The organism is Bradyrhizobium sp. USDA 4011 (assembly GCF_054063415.1).
In genome coordinates this window covers 828,682-846,488 of the sequence record NZ_JBSSGG010000001.1, presented here as the reverse complement: position 1 = coordinate 846,488, position 17,807 = coordinate 828,682, and the positions used below count along the sequence as shown (strand labels likewise).

Genomic DNA, 17,807 nt, shown 5'->3' with positions numbered 1-17,807 from the left:
AGATCATGTCGAAACTGCAAGGCAAAGTCGCGCTCGTCTCCGGTTCGGGCCGCGGCATCGGGCGCGCGATTGCGCTGAAGCTCGCGAGCGAGGGCGCGAAGGTCGTGGTCAACGATCTCGATGCCGAGCCGGGCAATGCGGTCGTCGCCGAGATCAAGGCCATGGGCGGTGAGGCGATCGCGGTCAATGGCAGCGTGACCGAATCCGGCTTTGCCGATCGTTTCGTCGGCAGCGCCATCGAAACATTCGGCGGCCTCGACATCATCGTCAACAATGCCGGCTACACCTGGGACTCAACGATCCAGAGGATGTCGGACGAGCAGTTCCAGGCCATGCTCGACGTCCATCTCGTCGCCCCGTTCCGGATTCTGCGTGCGGCATCCGAGCCGATCCGGGTGATGGCGAAGAAGGAGGCTGAGGCAGGCCGCGAGGTGTTCCGCAAGGTCGTCAACATCTCCTCGATCGCGGGCCTCTATGGCAACGCCGGGCAGGCGAGCTATTCCTCGGCCAAGGCCGCGCTGATCGGATTGACGCGCACGATGTGCAAGGAGTGGGGCCGCTACAAGGTCAACGTCAATTGCGTGGCGTTCGGCCTGATCAACACCCGCCTGACCGAGCCGATCGAGAGCCAGCAGAAGACCATCGACGTCGCCGGCCGCGACATCAAGGTCGGCGTGCAGCCGCAGATGCTGGAGGCGATGGGCCGCATGATCCCGCTCGGTCGCGGCGGCACGCCGGAAGAGGCGGCGGATGCGGTCTATCTGTTCTGCGCGCCGGAATCGAACTACATCAGTGGTCAGGTGATCGTCGCCGGCGGCGGTCTGTTGATCTGACACGGGGATATCATGCATTACCGATCGTCCTGGATGACCGAGGAGCTGGACACCTTCCGTGACCAGTTCCGCAAATTCCTCGCCAAAGACCTGGCGCCGCACGCCGAGAAATGGCGCGAGCAGAAGCTGGTCGACCGCTTCGCCTGGCGCGCGCTCGGCGAGATGGGCGCGCTGCTGCCGAGCGTGCCGGAGGCCTATGGCGGCTTAGGGGCCAGCTTCGCCTACGACGCCGCTGTGCTCGATGACCTCGAGAGCACGGTGCCGGAGCTGACCACCGGCGTCTCCGTGCACAGCGCGATCGTCGCGCATTACATCGTCAACTACGGCTCGGAGGAGCAGAAGCAACGCTGGCTGCCGAAGATGGCGTCGGGCGAGATGGTCGGCGCCATCGCGATGACCGAGCCCGGCACCGGCTCCGACCTGCAGGCCGTCAAGACCACCGCGAAGAAGCAGGGCAATTCCTATGTTATCAACGGCCAGAAGACATTCATTACCAACGGCCAGGCCGCAGATCTCGTCATCGTGGTGGCGCGCACCGGAGCGCCGGGCGCCAAGGGAATTTCGTTGATCGTCGTTGAAACCGCCGGGGCCGAGGGCTACCGGCGCGGCCGCAACCTCGACAAGATCGGCCTGCACGCCTCAGACACCTCGGAGCTGTTCTTCGACAATGTCACGGTGCCGCCGGAAAACCTGCTCGGCAATGAGGAGGGCAACGGCTTTGTGCAGCTGATGCAGCAATTGCCGCAGGAGCGGCTGTCGCTCGCGATCGGCGCGGTCGCCTCGATGGAGCGCGCGGTCGAGATCACCGCCGAATACACCAAGGCGCGCACCGCGTTCGGCAAGCCGCTGATCGAATTCCAGAACACCGCGTTCACGCTTGCCGAGCGCAAGACCGAGGCGATGATCGCCCGCGTGTTCGTCGACTGGTGCGTCGAACGTCTGGTCGCCGGCGACCTCGACACCGTGACGGCCTCGATGGCGAAATGGTGGTGCTCGCAGAAGCAGGTCGAGACCGCCGACGAATGCCTGCAGCTGCATGGCGGCTATGGCTACATGCAGGAATACCCGATCTCGCGCATGTTCATCGATTCCCGCATCCAGAAGATCTATGGCGGCACCAACGAGATCATGAAGGTTTTGATCGCGCGCTCGCTGTAGGCAGGTCCTTCTCGGTCATTCCGGGGCGATGCGCCTGCATCGAACCTCAGATGCGCAATGGCGCATCGGGGAATCTCGGGATTCTCAGGCGCGCAAATGCGCGCCATAGTTCACGCTTCGCGTGCCCCTGAATGACGGGATGGTGAGTGCGCCGGTCTCTCCCGGCATCGGAGATCGTGCCTCGACACCCTCGCCGCCAAAATCAGCACTCGCGCTCCGCCGCATTAGAAAATCCGCTCCAGGATTGAGGTAACCCTTTTTTGCCCTTGTCGCCGCGAGGTGGCGACAATAGATCGAGATTTCCCTTGTGGCTGCGAAGCATCGCGGGGACAACAGATCGAGGCGCCGTCAGGTGACCTGATTTTCCGTTCATATCGTCCTTCGGACCCCTCCCTTTTTGGAGTCCTCTTGCACTCAGGCAGGCGCTTGCCGAGGAGCAGAGGCAGCGCGCTGAGGCATCGCTGCTCCGGGAGGATTTTCCGTGAAGAAACCATCATGTTTGACTTCAATTGTGCTGACCGCGATTGCCGCCGGAGCGAGCTTGCTCAGTGCGGCAGGACCGGCCGGCGCGCAAAAGCAGGGCGGCACCATCACTGTAGGCCAGGAACTGGACATTCCCGGCTTCGATCCGCTGAAGGTCGGCGTGTACGACACGTCGGCGCAATCCGCGGCGGCATTGATCTTCGATACGCTGACCTCCTTGGATGATAAGGGCGAGCCGCAGCCGAAGCTTGCGCTGTCCTGGACCCATTCAGACGACTACAAGACCTGGACTTTCAAGCTGCGGCCGGGCGTCACGTTCCATGACGGCACGCCATTCAATGCGCAGGCGGTCAAGGAGAGCTTCGATCACTGGAAGGATCCCGCCAACAAATGCCGCTGTGCGTTCTATATTTCCGGTGTCCATGACGTGCAGGCGCCCGACGAGTTGACCCTGATATTCAATCTCAGCGATCCCACGGTCACGTTGCCGGCAAATCTGAGCTTTCCAAGCCCCACCAACGTTGTCCATTCGCCGACGGCCTGGAAGACCAAGGGCGACGACTACAACCACAATCCAGTCGGCACCGGGCCATATATTCCGAAAGCATGGACTGCGGGCGATCGTATAACGCTGGAGAAAAACCCCAACTACTGGAACAAGGGCCATCCCTACCTCGATCGCATCATTCTGAAACCCTTGCCCGACGCGCAGTCGCGCTTTGCCAGCGTCCAATCCGGCGAAGCCGACATCATCTGGGATGACGAATACGACGGTGACAATATCCTGAGGGCGCAGAAGGACCCGAAGCTGACGGTGCACAGCTATTCCGGATCGGGTGCGCAGGTCGCGGCGTTCAACACCAAGGTCGAACCCTTCCAGGACGTGCGGGTGCGGCAGGCGCTCGTGATGGCCCTCGACCGAAAGACATGGTCGCAGGCGGTCACCAGCGGCCTGTCGCGTCCGGCGTCCAACCCGTATGGCGACGGCTCCTGGGTCAAGTGCAAGGACGACGGGGCGTTACCTTACGATGTCGAGAAGGCGAAGGCGCTGATCAAGGACTACGGCAAGCCGGTCGAATTCAAGATGCTGGTCACGGCGACCCCTCGGGGCCGCACCAACGGTCAGGTGTTGCAGCAGTTCTGGAAGCAGGTTGGCGCCAATATGGAGATCGAGCAGGTCGATCAGGCCACGATTCCTCCGCGGGCCTTCATGCGTCAATTCCAGCTGACGCCGTGGCGCATCGTCGACTTCCCCGATCCCAGTCCTCAGATGTATGCCAATTTCCACACCGGCAGCCCGGTTGCGCTCGCCAACTATTCGGATCCCGAGCTCGACCGGCTGCTTGAACACGCGCGGTCCACAGCCGATGTCGGTCAGCGCACCGAGGACTATTGCGCGATCAGCCGGCTCATCAACAAGGAGGCGATCTGGTTCTGGACTTTCCAGAACACGTATTACGCCATCTCGAGCAGCAGGCTGAAAGGTCTTCCGAAGCTCTATAGCGGGGTGATCGACGTCTCCAACGCCTGGCTCGACTGAAATATCTCGACCGTCGTTCCGGAGCACGCCAACGGGGTCTGCGCCAAGCGCGCCCCGATGACGGGCTCCGGTTCCTCGCGATCACATCGCCCGCACGTTCTTGAGGAACTTGTCGACCTGGACTTCCAGTTCGGACGCGTTGCTGGCGAGCTCTCCGGAGGCCGCCAGAACGTTCTCGGCGGCCTTGCTGGCATCGTCGATCGCCTTGGTGGTTCCGTTGATGTTGGCGGTGACCTCCTTGGTGGCCGCGGCCTGCTCCTCGACGGCGCTGGCGATCACGGTCGAGATCTCGCTGATCTGGACGATGACCTGCGAGATCGACTTCAGCGCCGTGGCGGTGTTGCCGGTCGCGGCCTGCATCTCGTTGATCTGCGCCGAGATGTCTTCCGTGGCCTTGGCGGTCTGGTTGGCCAGCGCCTTCACCTCGGATGCGACGACCGCAAAGCCCCGGCCGGCTTCGCCGGCCCGCGCGGACTCGATCGTGGCGTTGAGCGCGAGCAGGTTGGTCTGGCCGGCGATCTGGCTGATCAGCGCGACGACATCGCCGATCTTCTGCGCCATGGTCACGAGGCCCGCGACCAGCTTGTCGGACTTCTCGGCCTCCTCGACCGCCATCCGGGCGATGCGGCTCGCTTCGGACACCTGGCGGCTGATCTCGTTGACCGAGGACGACAGCTCTTCGGAGGCGGACGCCGCACTCGCCGAGCGCTGATTGACGAATTCGGCGGTCGTCGTCAGTGATCGCGCGGTACCCTGCATTTGCGTCGAGGCCGATGCCAGCATCCCGGCAAGGCCCTTCACGTCCTTCTCGAAATCGTCGGCGAGCTTCACATTGCCCGTGACGACCGCCCAGCTCAGCATCGCGCCGGTATAGTTGCCGCGCTTGTCGGTCAGCCCGGAGACCCTGAGGTCGAGCGTTTCCGGGCCGAGCTTGATCTTGGCCGCGTGCGGCAGGTTCTTGGGATCGCCGACGATGCGGCGCTGATGCGCCGGGTTCTTGTGGAAGATGTCGAACGAGTTGCCGAGGATCTTGTCCGGCGCCACCGGGAGCAAATGCTTCACGGTGTCGAGCGTCTTGAGGCTGGTCTGGTTGATGTAGGTGATGTTGAAATCGGTATCGCACATCATGATGTTGATCGGCATGTTGTCGAGCATCTGCAACAGCCGCTCGGTCTGGGTTTCAAGCCGCGCCTTCTCGGTCGCGAGCTCCCAGGTCAGCATCGGCCCCGAGTAGCGGCCGCGCGAATTGGTCATCGCCGTCACGGTGAGATCGAGCGTCTCGCCGCCGATGGTGATGCGCGCCTTGTGCGGCAGGTTCTTCGGATCGGACAAGAGCCGGCGTTGATGCTGCGGGTTCTTGTGAAAGATGTCGATCGATTGTCCGATCAGCGCGTCGACTTTCACCGGCAGAACATGCTCGATCTTTTTCAGATTCTGCCGCGTCGACTCGTTGATGTAGGTGATCCTGAAATTGTCCAGCTCGCAGAGCATGACGCTGATCGGCATATCGTCGAACAGCCGGTATGAACTATCCGAGCCGACCACGCTTGCGACACTCTTAATTCCCAGCATGCATTGCCTCCAGCATTGATAATAACTGGTGAATTGAAAAGGATGCACCTGCTCGGCAGCAGATCACTTTCCGCCGCGGGACGGCGGGCAGGTGCGATACACGATTTACAATTTGTGACTGCACGAAACCGTAGGCGATTCGAGTTCCATCAAGAAGTGCGTGCAGTGTGCCGCGCGCGATCGCGCCGGACCGAACGGGCGATGCATGCGATGAGTGCAGCCGAAATCGACGCGCTGGACTACGATTTTCCGCGAAATCCGCGCGATCCTGCATCGAACGGTGCGACGCGACCGATCGCTGACCGTAGTCTTACGGAAGCACACGCGCGCGCTTCTAATGATTGTTATCGTGCATATGACGCGATGGTGCATGCAGTTTGTGCCACGCCGTTGTCACGCGCGCGCCGCAACGCGCTGGCTTTCACGCGTCCCGTGCGGCGGCGCGCCGTCGGTCTTTGCGATGACCCGCGGATCATCTCTCCCGCATGCGCGCTGGTGCCGCGTGATGACCACGAGGCTGGCGCATCGCCGATGGGGTGCTGTTGAAAGAAGCACGCACAGGTTGATCCAGGCGCCGCGCCCGGATCGAACGTGCCGACCGGCGATGGAACGTGTCGTCCGCAAGCGGACGGCGAGGGCGCTCTGAGATCGGCGGAAGTTACCTACCTGCTCTCCGGCCGGGCCGCGACGATCCCGCCGGCGATCGTCCGCTCTGCGGAAATCGATGACGAAAGGGCGATGCCCATTGCCTATCGCATGGCTTGCCCGGGCTTCGCCCACGAGAAGCGGCTTCGGCCTTGCACCATATTCCCGTCTATCATACCCCCGTCGGACCACGTTCCGCGCGAGCCGCAAGCGCGCGCCAATGCCGCAGGGAGCTCTCATGACCAAAAGCAACGCCCGCACCGGAGGCCAGATCCTGATCGACCAGCTTGTCGCGCAAGGGGTGGAGCGCGTCACCTGCGTGCCGGGCGAGAGCTACCTGGCGGCGCTTGATGCCCTGCATGACAGCCCGATCGACGTCGTGATCTGCCGCGCCGAGGGCGGTGCGGCGATGATGGCGGAGGCCTATGGCAAGCTCACCGGGCGCCCCGGCATCTGCTTCGTCACCCGCGGTCCCGGATCGACCAACGCCGCGCACGGCGTGCACATCGCGATGCAGGATTCCACCCCGATGATCCTGTTCGTCGGCCAGGTCGACACCGGCATGCGGGAGCGCGAGGCGTTCCAGGAACTCGACTACAAGGCGGTGTTCGGCACCATGGCGAAATGGGCGGTCGAGATCGATCGTCCGGACCGCATTCCGGAGCTGGTCGCGCGCGCCTTCCGCGTCGCGTTGCAGGGCCGCCCCGGTCCGGTGGTGATTTCGCTGCCGGAGAACATGCTGACCGAAACCGCAGCGGTCGCCGACGCGCCGAAGGTCGAGCCGGCCGCGACCTGGCCGGCGCCGTCGGATCTCGAGCGCCTCGGCACCATGCTCTCCGGCGCCAAGACGCCGATCGTGGTGCTCGGCGGCTCGGCCTGGACACAAGAGGCCGCCAAGGGCATCGCGCGCTTTGCCGAGCGCTTCGACCTGCCGGTCGCGACCTCGTTCCGCCGCGCCTCGCTGTTCGACGCCGACCATTCGCACTATGCCGGCGATCTCGGCATCGGCCCGAGCCCGAAGCTCAGGGATCGCTTCACCGGCGCCGACGTCATTCTTCTGATCGGCGGCCGCATGTCGGAGATGCCGTCCTCGTCCTACACGCTGCTCGATATTCCGGTGCCGAGCCAGAAGCTGATTCATGTGCATCCGGGCTCCGAAGAGCTCGGCCGCGTCTACCAGCCGGCGCTGGCGATCCAGGCGACGCCTGCGGCCTTCGCCGCCGCGGTCGAGAGCATGAAGCCCGCAGCTGCGCCCGCCTGGAAGGGCGAGGCGGCCAAGGCGCACGCGGACTATCTTGCCTGGACCGACAAGCCGCGCGAGCTGCCGGGTCATTTCCAGTACGGCGAGGTCGTGACCTGGCTGCGCGATCGCCTGCCGAAGGATGCGATCGTCTGCAACGGCGCCGGCAATTACGCCGGCTGGATTCATCGCCACCATCGCTTCCACACTTTCGCGGCACAGCTCGCGCCGACCTCGGGTTCGATGGGCTACGGCGTGCCGGCGGCCGTGATGGCCAAGCGACAGCATCCGGATCGCGTCGTCGTCGCGTTCGCCGGCGACGGCTGCTTCCTGATGAACGGGCAGGAGTTCGCCACCGCCGTGCAGTATGACGCGCCGCTGATCGTCGTCGTCATCGACAATGCGCAATACGGCACCATCCGCATGCATCAGGAGCGCGACTATCCCGGCCGTGTCGTCGGCACCCAGCTCAAGAACCCGGACTTCGCGCTCTATGCCAAGGCGTTCGGCGGCCATGGCGAGCGGGTCGAGCGCACCGAGGATTTTGCGCCGGCGTTCGAGCGGGCGCTGGCGTCCGGCAAGCCGGCGATCCTGCACTGCCTGGTCGATCAGCGCGCGCTGTCGGTCGGCAAGGATTTTGTGCCGCAAGCATGATCCGGAAAGTGCGAAGCGGTTTTCCCTCGCGACAAACGCGTAGCGTTTGGGCGGAGATCATGCTTAAGCAGGAGGCCATACGCTGATGCCCGAGATTGCCCGCCGTCACGTTGCGATCATCGGCGCCGGTGCGGTCGGCGTGATCAGTGCCATCGAGGCGCTGCGCGCGGGCCATCGTGTCACGCTGATCGACACGGGCGAGCCCGGCGGCACCCAGGCGGCGAGCTATGGCAATGCCGGCTGGCTGTCGTCACATTCGGTGATCCCGCCGGCCGAGCCTGGCACCTGGAAGAAGGTCCCGGGCTATCTGATGGACCCGCTCGGGCCGCTTGCGATCCGCTGGGCGTATCTGCCGAAAGCCTTGCCATGGCTGATCAAGTATCTGCTGTCGAGCCGGACCGAGGCGCAGGTCGAGGCCACCGCGCGGGCGATGCGCGATCTGCTCAAGGACGCGCCGCTACTGCACCGGCAGCTCGCCGAGGAAGCCGGCGTGCCCGAACTGATCGAGCGGCGCGGGGTGATGCATGTATTTCCCTCGCGTGCGCCGTTCGACCGCGACCTCGGCTGGCGTATCCGCAAGCGCGTCGGCATTGAATGGCTGGAGCTCGATGAAAACGAGATGCGCCAGCGCGAGCCCGATCTGCATCCGCGCTACAAATTCGGCGTCGTGGTGGAGGAGGCCGGCCGCTGCCGCGATCCCGGCGCCTACGTCGCAGCGCTCGCCGCGCACGCGATCGCGAACGGCGCCGAGCGCGTCGCCGCCAAGGCAACAGGCCTCAAGCTTGCGGGCGACCGGCTCGTCGCCGTGGTCACCGAGACCGGCGAGATCGCCTGCGATGCGGCGGTCGTCGCCGCCGGTGCACGCTCGAAGCAACTGACCGCATCGATCGGCGACCCGCTGCCGCTCGAGACCGAGCGCGGCTATCACGTCATGATCGAGAATCCGGAATCCGGACCGCGCAATTCGATGATGGCCTCGGATGCCAAGATGGTGGTCAACTGGACCGACAAGGGCCTGCGCGCCGCCGGCACGGTGGAGATCGCGGGGCTCGACGCCGAGCCGAACTGGAAGCGCGCCGAGATACTGCGCGAGCATCTGCTCAGCATGTTCCCGAAGCTGCCGAGGGACATTCCACCCTCGCGGATCAAGACCTGGTTCGGCCATCGCCCGAGCATGCCCGACGGGCGGCCCTGCATCGGCCATAGCCGCGCCTCGCCCGACGTGGTCTATGCGTTCGGCCACGGCCATGTCGGCCTGGTCGGCTCGGCCCGCACCGGCCGGCTGGTCGCGCAATTGCTCAGCGGCAAGGCGCCGGAGATCCCGCTGCAGCCGTTCGCGCCGTCACGCTTTTTGTAAGGTATACCTCAGCTCTCGCCGGCCCAGGCCGCGATCGCGGCCGGCGCGATCACCCGCCTTGGCGTGTGCGGATTGATCGTTCCGGCGCTGACGTCTTCAGTCTGCTCGAGCAGGGTGCGCGCAAACGCCTTGGCATCCTGCTCGGTCGTGAAGGTGCGGGTCTGGCGCGCGAAGCGATGATGTCCGGCGTCAGGGGTTCTGACGGCGAACGAGACGTACCAGATGGCTTTGTCCATCTTCATCGCGCGTCTCTGGCGGCGGTGCTCCGCCTGCGCGATCGGGACGTCGTGCTCGACGCTCGATATGCAAAAAGTGCCAAGGTGAATGATCCTGAAATTCAACAGATGACGGTTAAATTCCTCCCGGTGGACGGGCAATGTGCCGGTATCGGCGCCTATGCCGATACTGGCGGGATATTACTGTTCAACTAAGGGGTGCAACAATAATAAGCTGCCGCGGCGTTGGTTCCTTCGGATCCGAATGCAGCATCACCGGCTTGCGTCTCGGCGGCATGGCCCCCATAAGCGCACAATCCGGCCCGTGGAATGGCTGCGCGCTCATCGTTTCGGGTTGCGCCCGCGAATGTGGTCAAAGCCTTGCTTGATCGCGGCGAAGCGCGCTTCGACCATTGGCTCGAATTCGAGGTCGGTGAAGATATAGGGCCAGTCGTTTTCGATGCCCTCGCGGACGAGTTCACCGACATACATGGGATCGATGCCCTGAGAGAGGCGTTCCCGGATCAGATTGATCTGCTCGGCAAGTGGGCCCGAAGTCGGCAAGGCGCGAAGCTCCCCGTCGAAGCGCTTGGGGAGGTTGCGCCTCGAGTTCAGGATTTGAGTGCGGATGAACCCGGGACACAGCACCGATACGCCGATCCCGCGGGGCGCGAGTTCACCCCGCAGTCCCTCGGACAGCGCGACAACGCCATACTTTGAAACGTTGTATGCATTGCTCGCCCCTGAAATAAGGCCGGCGATCGAGGCTGTGGAGACGATGTGTCCACCCTCGCCATGCTGCTCTATCAACGGCCCGAAAATCTCGATCCCCCAAACGGTCGCCATCAGGTTGACGCCCATGGCCCAATTCCAGGACGCCTCGGTCCAGGTGCCATAGGACCCACCACCGCCGACGCCCGCGTTGTTGACGAGGATATGCACCTTGCCGTAGCGAGCAGTCGTGGCTTCGGCGGCCACCACGAGTTCGTCTTTGAGTGAGACATCCGCTTGCACGCCGTCGACATCGACGTTGGTGAGCCTCAGTTGCTCGAGCGCCGCGGACAGGGCCGCTTCTTCGATATCGCAAAGCATGACTTTCGCCCCCGCCTGGGCGAGAGCGGTCGCGATCCCCAATCCAATGCCTGACGCCGCACCGGTGACGAACGCGGTCTTTCCAGCGAGTTCCTTCACGCGCATTCTCCCCCGTGCAAGCGGACACCCGCGCACCAAAACGCCAAGTGTCACCGGACACCATTTGACCGTACTTGCAAGCGATTGGGAAGTGTGCGGGATGTCCGCTCCTGGGCCCTTTTCGGACCTCAAGCGGTGCTGGCTGATCGCGCTAGTCAGCCGGGATGAAGCGGAGGGTGCCTGCTCGACGCGTTGGCCTGCCGGTGTCGTTGGTATGGTTGACGCCATCCATGACGGGCACCTCGGAGAAATCGAACGGGCTTACGCCGTCCAGGCAAGCCACGTTCACGGCATACAGGTTCTGGTCGGATCGTCGTTGATGATGCGTGTATATTCCGCAGCGAGAACAGAAGAAGTGCTGCGCCGATCCGGTATGGAAGCGGTAGCTTGTCAGCGTATCCTCGCCTTGCAGCAGCTTGATCCCACCCATCTCCGCCATGACAACGACGGCGCCTCGCATCCGGCAGTAGGAGCAGGTGCAGCGGCGGATCGAATTGAAGCCGTCGCTGAGCGTTGCCTCGAAACGCACCGCGCCACAATGGCATCGGCCAGCCCGGACGTTCGTGTCGCTCGCCATGTCTGTCCCTCCTGTCAAGATCATCTCTGAAAAAGATGAGCCGGACAATTCAGAAAAATTCGTAGATGACGTGAGAAAATCTCGAGCGAACCGGATGCAAGATTCAACGGCGCTGTGTGAACCAGGTGGCGTCACCCGTCTCTGTCGCACGAATTGAGACTCGCTCCCCATGGGATCGGAGGCAAGCTGGTTGGGCCTACACCCTGGTTGGCTTCGCCCTTCCGGCTGCGGCAATGGCCTTCTCGACTTCCCCAGCGAGGGCCGCGAGATGCTCGGCAAGCTTAGCGAAAAGTTCGCGCTTATGGATGTCCGTCGCCAGGTCGCGGATCAGGGCACACTCCGCCGCGTCAGTGCGAAGCTTCTCCAGATGCGTCAGCATGTCCTGCATTTTTTCACCCCGCAGCCGTTTTCGGCAAACGGTAGGAGGCGCGGAACCCAGCGACAATAACGTGTGATAATTTGTCGCCGAGCCTCGGGCCGGACAGGGCGCCCGCATGCTGGCCGCACCGTCAGTTCGTTCGGGTTTACAGAATTAAACTTGACGCCGGACCCAACTCAGATGTTCAATACGCCCGTCTCGCCCGACACGAGGGGCGCTTCGCGGTCGTCACGAACGCGGGTCGAGATGCGGTGGACGCTGATTGCGCAACTGACGAGTGCGCGTGACGCGGACGGTGAAGTCGTGTGGTCCTGACGCCCTAGCGGCCGGTGTCCTCTCGCAAAACGCGCAAGCGTTTTGCGAAGGCGGTGACAAACAAGCCCAGTCTCGCCGGGGAGAGCACGAAATAAGCCGTAAAGCCATCGCGCAGGGAAAGCCGGGTTGTTTCCGGTTACACCTGTGGTCCTACCTCCCGCGTTTTTTACTACGCGGGACCCATGGGTGCGGTCGGCACCCGGCTTTCCCTGCGCCCTCTGTCCAAGAGAGGGCGGAACGAACTGCAAAGCTCGGACAAATCATGCCGCGAGAACGCGAACGTATGGCTCACCGGCGGGCCACACCCTCGGCGTCGTCCCGGCGAAGGCCGACCCATTGCCCCAAATGGTCGCGCTATTGCAGCGCGCTGGGGCCACAGCAGCCTTCTTCAACAACTCGCCCCGTGGTTGATGGTGCTGTGTGTGGCAGGACATCATTTCCGACTCCATGCGCAATTGCGCGCGATGGTGGAACGGCAGCGAGCGGCCGACGCGACAGCGACGATGAGGCGATAGCGGTGGCTCTCTCACGATCCGATCCGCACCACCATCTTGCCCAGCGCCGCGCGGGTTTGCATCGTCGTGAACGCCGCGCGGAAATCCTCAAGCTCGAACACCTTGCCGACAACGGGCGTCAGTCGACCGTCGTTCAGCCATGCCGACAATTGCGTCATCACGCGCGCCTGCGCCTCGGGCTCGCGGCGCGCGATCTGGGCGGCGTCGACGCCGATCAGGAGGCCGCCCTTCAACAGCGGCAGATTGAACGGCAGAGCGGGGATCTGGCCTGCCGCAAAGCCGACCACGACATGGCGACCGTTCCAGGCGATCGAGCGGAACGCCTGCAACGAGACCTCGCCGCCGACCGGATCGAAGATCACGTCGGGACCATTGCCGCCGGTTGCGTCCTTCAGCGCATCGCGCCAATCGGGCTTCGTGTAGTCGACGACAGCATCGGCGCCGAAGCTTGCGGCGAAGCTGCGCTTCTCGTCGCTCGAGGCGGCGGCAACGACGCGCGCGCCGAGCAGCTTGCCGACCTGGACCGCGGCGATGCCGGTGCCGCCGGCGGCACCGAGCACCAGCAACTGCTCGCCGGCCTTGAGCGAGCCGCGCTCGGCGAGCGCATACAGCGCGGTGAGGTAATTGGTGCGAAAGGCGGCGGCGGCCTCCATCGACAGGCCGTCGGGCATGACCTCGACGGCGGCAGGCGGCACCACGATGTACTCGGCCAGCGCGCCCGAGCGCGCCGCGCCCATCACCCGCATGCCCGGCGTGATGCCGGCGACGTCGCCCGCGACCTCGTCGACCACGCCGGCGAATTCCGCACCCGGCGTAAAGGGCAGGGCATCCTTGGTCTGGTAGCGGCCCTCGACCTTCAGCCCATCGACGAAGCCGATGCTCGCGGCGTGAACCCGGACGCGGATCTGTCCCGGGCCGGGTTCGGGCGTGGTGATGTGCTTCAGCTCGATCTGATCGATGGGCGCGTATTGCTCGACGACGACTGCCTTCATCCTGTCCCGCTCGTTGGTTCGTTTCCGCTGAAGCCTTTTCCGTTCCGATTGAATCGGAACGAGGCTCCAGATTCTTGTGTTGACGCGTTTTCTTCGCGCGAACCGGTACCCACTTCGCTCGAAAACGCTCTCGGCAAACCTATCTCATGTCCGTTGTTCTACGGGGAGGCCTTTTGCGCATGCAGCGACAGCGTCGCATGCGGAAAGCCAACATCTTCAACGACATCGCGAAAAGGCCGGCGTTTACCCGTTGTTATCCCTACCAAATTCGGTAACGCGTCCTTAATGGCGCTAACGTTAGGGTTTTCCACGCGGCCCGCCTTGGGCTGCGCGCCGTCCAGGACGGGCAGGTTGCGTACGCGTTGGAGTCTCCTATGGATATCATGACTGGCGCCGGGCTGTTGGCTGGCATCATCGTCATCGCGGTGATGATGTTCATGGGCGGTGACCTGCACATGTTCATCTCCGAACACGCCATGATCATCATCTTCGGCGGCTCGATCGCGGCGACGATGATCCGCTTTCCGCTCGGCGTGATGCTGCACGGGCTGCCGCTCGGCGCCAAGTTTGCCTTCACGATGAGCCGGCTGTCGGCCCGCGACCTCGTCGACGAGCTCGCCCGGATCGCCGAGATCGCCCGCAAGCAGGGCCCGGTCGGCCTGGAGAAGGTCGAGACCGACGAGCCGTTCCTTGCCAAGGGCATCCGCTACGTCGCCGACGGCTACGACCTCGAATTCATCCGCGACAACATGGAGCGCGACCGCGACAATTTCCTGATGCACCTCGACGAGGGCAGCAAGATCTACCGCGCGATCGGCGACTGCGCGCCGGCCTTCGGCATGATCGGCACGCTGATCGGCATGGTGCAGATGTTCGCCAACATGACCGACCCTTCCAAGCTCGGCCCGTTCATGGCGACCGCGCTGCTCGCCACGCTGTACGGCGCGCTGGTGGCCAACCTGTTCTGCCTGCCGATCGCCGACAAGCTGCACGGCAAGCTGCTCGACGAGGAAACCAACCGCACGCTGATCATCGACGGCATCCTGATGATCCGCGATTCCAAGAGCCCGGCGCTGGTGCGTGAGATGCTGCTGGCCTATCTGCCGGAAAAGCATCGCAACGAGGAAGGCGAGCCGGTTCCGGCCTGACGGCCCCGACTGGCGCTCCCGGGACAACAGCGATGGCCAAGAAAAAGCGCGGCGACGCCCATACCGGAGGTCACGGCTGGTTCGTGACCTTCGCCGACCTGATGGGCCTGATGATGAGCTTCTTCGTGATGCTCGTCGCGTTCTCCACCATGGACAACAACAAGCTGAAGATCGTCGCGGGCTCGATGCGCGACGCCTTCGGCGTGCAGACCAATGTGCGCTATTCCGGCATCGTCGAGTCCGATGGCCTGCCGACCCGGCCGAAGCTCAAGAATGTCGAGCACATCTCGCCGGAGGAATCGTCGGCCAATCCGACGCCGGACGAAAAGGAGCGCAGCCAGATCAACGGCGCACGGCTGAAGATCGACCGCGAATTCGCGCTCGCCTCCGCCTCGCTGCGGCAGGCGCTGCAGGACATGCCGGAGCTGACCGAGATTTCCAAGAACATCATGTTCGAGGAGACCAAGGAGGGGCTCAATCTCGAGATCGTCGATCAGGACGGCCGCTCGATGTTCGCCGACGGCTCCAGGGAGCCGTATGAGCGCACCCGCCGGTTGATCCAGAAGCTCGCCGCGCCGCTGAAGGCGACGCCGCTGCGGATCGCGATCGTGGGGCATACAGCCGCAGGCTTCGTGCCGGCGCGCAGCGATTACGATGCCTTCGACTTGTCCGCGGACCGCGCTAACGCAGTGCGCCAGATCCTGGAGCGGGAAGGGCTGCCGCCGTCCCACATCTTCGCGGTTTCCGGCAAGGCGGACGGCCAGCCGCTGTTTCCCGACGATCCGACGCTGCCGGCGAACCGTCGCGTGACCATCACGTTGATGCGGGAAAATCCGCCATTGCCGCCGGATCTGAAGCCGTAGCTCCGGGTTACCCTGCTACCGCCGTTGGCCGTGCTGCTTGGTTGACAGGCGAGGCGGAAGCGTCGATAGCCGCGCGGATCAAAATCAACCGATCGAGCGTTCCAACCTCGCCATGGCTGTCAGCGTCTCATCCACCGAAGCCCAGGAGACCCAAGGCACGGGGCAAGGAATGGGCCAAGGCACCTCCGGCTTCTGGGCCCTGACACTGGGCAGCATCGGAGTGGTGTTCGGCGATATCGGAACTTCGCCGCTTTACGCATTCCGCGAGGCGGTTGGTGGCGCAGCGCACGGCCAGCCGGTGACCCGCATCATGGTGCTCGGCGTGCTCAGCCTGATCCTGTGGGCGCTGTTCACCGTCGTCACCGCCAAATACGTCCTGCTGCTGCTGCGCGCCGACAACAACGGCGAGGGTGGCACGCTGTCGCTGATGGCGCTCGGCCAGCGCGCGATCGGACGGCGCAGCCGGCCGCTGCTCGCGCTCGGCGTGGTCGGCGCCTCGATGTTCATCGGCGATTCCATGATCACGCCGGCGATCTCGGTGCTGTCGGCGGTCGAAGGCCTCAAGCTCGCCACGCCGCATCTCGAGCACTATGTGGTGCCGCTGACGATCCTGATCCTCGTGCTGCTGTTCTCGGTGCAGCGCACCGGCACCGCGCGCGTCGCCTCCGCCTTCGGGCCGGTGATGGTGGTGTGGTTCGCCTCGCTCGCGGTGATGGGGCTGGTCCACATCATGGACGATCCGTCGGTGCTGGCGGCGATCAATCCCTATTACGCAATCCAGTTCCTGCTGACCCACGGCACCATCGGCTTAGTGACCTTGGGCGCGGTGTTCCTCGCGGTGACCGGCGGCGAGGCGCTGTATGCCGATCTCGGGCATTTCGGCCGCAAGCCGATCCAGTCCGGCTGGCTGTTCTTCGTGCTGCCGTCGCTGCTGCTGAATTATTTCGGACAGGGCGCGTTGCTGCTGTCCGATCCCGCCGCGATCGAGAACTCGTTCTACCGCATGGTGCCCGACGTGCTGCTGCCGCCGCTGATCGGGCTTGCCACCGCCGCCACCGTGATCGCGAGCCAGGCCGTCATTACCGGCGCCTATTCGCTGATCAGCCAGGCGGTGCAGCTCGGGCTCTTGCCGCGCTTCGAGGTCCGCTACACCTCGGAGACCCATGCCGGGCAGATCTACCTGCCGCGCGTCAACCGGCTGCTGCTGATCGGCGTGCTGCTGCTGGTGCTGCTGTTCCGCACCTCGAGCGGGCTCGCCTCGGCCTACGGCATCGCCGTCTCCACCACCATGGTCGCCGACGGCATCATGGGCTTCATCGTGATCTGGAAGCTGTGGAACTGGCGCGTGGCGTCGGCCGCCGCATTGATCCTGCCGTTCGTGATCGTCGACATGACCTTCTTCAGCGCCAATCTCTTGAAGCTGTTCGAGGGCGCATGGGTGCCGCTGCTGTTCGGCGTCGTGATGGCGACGATGATCTGGACCTGGCGTCGCGGCGCTGCGATCCTGATCGCCAAGACCCGCCGCATCGAGGTGCCACTGCGCGACCTGATCCACAGCCTGGAGAAACGGCCGCCGCATATCGTCAAGGGCACCGCGGTGTTCCTGACCAGCGATCCGAGCTTCGTGCCGACCGCGCTCTTACACAATCTCAAGCACAACAAGGTGCTGCACGAGCACAATGTGATCCTGACCATCGAGACCGCACCGACACCGCGCGTCGACGTGTCGGAGCGCGTGACCATGGAGAAGGTCAGCGACAAGTTCACCGCGGTGCGGCTGCGCTTCGGCTACATGGAATCGCCGAACGTGCCGAAGGCGCTCGCAGTCGCGCGCAAGCTCGGCTGGCAGTTCGACATCATGTCGACCTCGTTCTTCGTGTCGCGCCGGTCACTGAAGCCGTCCGCCCAGTCCGGGATGCCGCAGTGGCAGGACCACCTGTTCATCGCGATGAGCCGGTCCGCCAACGATGCCACCGACTATTTCCAGATCCCGACCGGCCGGGTGGTTGAAGTGGGTACCCAGGTAACTATTTGATGCGGCAATGGATTCTACAGTTGAAAAGCCGTGATCTATGCGTGATATGCATGGCGGAGGCCTGAATCCGGGCTAACCTATGCATTCCTGCCGGG

At 63.9% G+C, this 17,807-nt stretch carries 15 protein-coding genes; 9 read left to right on the top strand and 6 right to left on the bottom strand.

Annotated elements, in window-relative coordinates; translation table 11 throughout:
• Positions 1-5 precede the first annotated feature (5 nt).
• The 3 genes from ACVW1C_RS04230 to ACVW1C_RS04220 all read left to right on the top strand — a co-directional run bounded on the left by ACVW1C_RS04230 (position 6) and on the right by ACVW1C_RS04220 (position 4,014).
• Positions 6-833 (top strand): SDR family NAD(P)-dependent oxidoreductase, encoded by an 828-nt coding sequence (locus ACVW1C_RS04230; protein ID WP_456757305.1) that lies wholly within the window; start codon positions 6-8, stop codon positions 831-833.
• A 12-nt stretch (positions 834-845) separates the two neighbouring features.
• A complete protein-coding gene (locus tag ACVW1C_RS04225; protein WP_456757304.1) occupies positions 846-1,991 on the top strand; it encodes an acyl-CoA dehydrogenase family protein in 1,146 nt (381 codons plus the stop codon).
• A 481-nt stretch (positions 1,992-2,472) separates the two neighbouring features.
• Positions 2,473-4,014: an ABC transporter substrate-binding protein gene (locus ACVW1C_RS04220; protein ID WP_456757303.1), complete on the top strand. Its 1,542-nt coding sequence runs from the start codon at positions 2,473-2,475 to the stop codon at positions 4,012-4,014.
• A gap of 81 nt (positions 4,015-4,095) precedes the next feature.
• On the opposite strand, the gene ACVW1C_RS04215 is transcribed toward ACVW1C_RS04220, so the two are convergent.
• Positions 4,096-5,586: a methyl-accepting chemotaxis protein gene (locus ACVW1C_RS04215; RefSeq protein ID WP_456757302.1), complete on the bottom strand. Its 1,491-nt coding sequence runs from the start codon at positions 5,584-5,586 to the stop codon at positions 4,096-4,098.
• 210 nt (positions 5,587-5,796) lie between these two features.
• Here ACVW1C_RS04215 and ACVW1C_RS04210 point away from each other — a divergent pair, with 210 nt between their 5' ends.
• From ACVW1C_RS04210 to ACVW1C_RS04200, 3 genes are all read left to right on the top strand, one after another.
• Positions 5,797-6,132 (top strand): hypothetical protein, encoded by a 336-nt coding sequence (locus ACVW1C_RS04210; RefSeq protein ID WP_456757301.1) that lies wholly within the window; start codon positions 5,797-5,799, stop codon positions 6,130-6,132.
• A gap of 337 nt (positions 6,133-6,469) precedes the next feature.
• The gene (locus ACVW1C_RS04205) at positions 6,470-8,125 is read left to right on the top strand and encodes a thiamine pyrophosphate-binding protein (RefSeq protein WP_456757300.1); all 1,656 of its coding nucleotides are present in this window, start codon (positions 6,470-6,472) and stop codon (positions 8,123-8,125) included.
• Between the two features lie 85 nt (positions 8,126-8,210).
• A complete protein-coding gene (locus tag ACVW1C_RS04200) occupies positions 8,211-9,482 on the top strand; it encodes an NAD(P)/FAD-dependent oxidoreductase (RefSeq protein ID WP_456757299.1) in 1,272 nt (423 codons plus the stop codon).
• Between the two features lie 8 nt (positions 9,483-9,490).
• On the opposite strand, the gene ACVW1C_RS04195 is transcribed toward ACVW1C_RS04200, so the two are convergent.
• The 5 genes from ACVW1C_RS04195 to ACVW1C_RS04175 all read right to left on the bottom strand — a co-directional run bounded on the left by ACVW1C_RS04195 (position 9,491) and on the right by ACVW1C_RS04175 (position 13,666).
• Positions 9,491-9,724: a hypothetical protein gene (locus ACVW1C_RS04195; protein WP_456757298.1), complete on the bottom strand. Its 234-nt coding sequence runs from the start codon at positions 9,722-9,724 to the stop codon at positions 9,491-9,493.
• 315 nt (positions 9,725-10,039) lie between these two features.
• Positions 10,040-10,894, bottom strand: a complete 855-nt coding sequence (locus tag ACVW1C_RS04190) for an SDR family NAD(P)-dependent oxidoreductase (protein WP_456757297.1) — start codon at positions 10,892-10,894, stop codon at positions 10,040-10,042.
• Between the two features lie 145 nt (positions 10,895-11,039).
• Positions 11,040-11,465 (bottom strand): GFA family protein, encoded by a 426-nt coding sequence (locus ACVW1C_RS04185; RefSeq protein WP_176531979.1) that lies wholly within the window; start codon positions 11,463-11,465, stop codon positions 11,040-11,042.
• Positions 11,466-11,661: 196 nt separating this feature from the next.
• On the bottom strand, positions 11,662-11,853 hold the full coding sequence (locus ACVW1C_RS04180) for a hypothetical protein (RefSeq protein ID WP_456757296.1): 192 nt from the start codon (positions 11,851-11,853) through the stop codon (positions 11,662-11,664).
• Between the two features lie 832 nt (positions 11,854-12,685).
• A complete protein-coding gene (locus ACVW1C_RS04175) occupies positions 12,686-13,666 on the bottom strand; it encodes an NADPH:quinone oxidoreductase family protein (RefSeq protein WP_456757295.1) in 981 nt (326 codons plus the stop codon).
• Between the two features lie 374 nt (positions 13,667-14,040).
• Between ACVW1C_RS04175 and ACVW1C_RS04170 the strand changes: the two genes are divergently transcribed.
• The 3 genes from ACVW1C_RS04170 to ACVW1C_RS04160 all read left to right on the top strand — a co-directional run bounded on the left by ACVW1C_RS04170 (position 14,041) and on the right by ACVW1C_RS04160 (position 17,712).
• Positions 14,041-14,814: a motility protein A gene (locus ACVW1C_RS04170; RefSeq protein WP_029078588.1), complete on the top strand. Its 774-nt coding sequence runs from the start codon at positions 14,041-14,043 to the stop codon at positions 14,812-14,814.
• A 32-nt stretch (positions 14,815-14,846) separates the two neighbouring features.
• Positions 14,847-15,677, top strand: coding sequence for an OmpA/MotB family protein (locus tag ACVW1C_RS04165; RefSeq protein WP_097672457.1), 831 nt, complete (start codon positions 14,847-14,849; stop codon positions 15,675-15,677).
• A 169-nt stretch (positions 15,678-15,846) separates the two neighbouring features.
• The gene (locus tag ACVW1C_RS04160) at positions 15,847-17,712 is read left to right on the top strand and encodes a potassium transporter Kup (protein ID WP_456757294.1); all 1,866 of its coding nucleotides are present in this window, start codon (positions 15,847-15,849) and stop codon (positions 17,710-17,712) included.
• Positions 17,713-17,807: the final 95 nt, after the last annotated feature.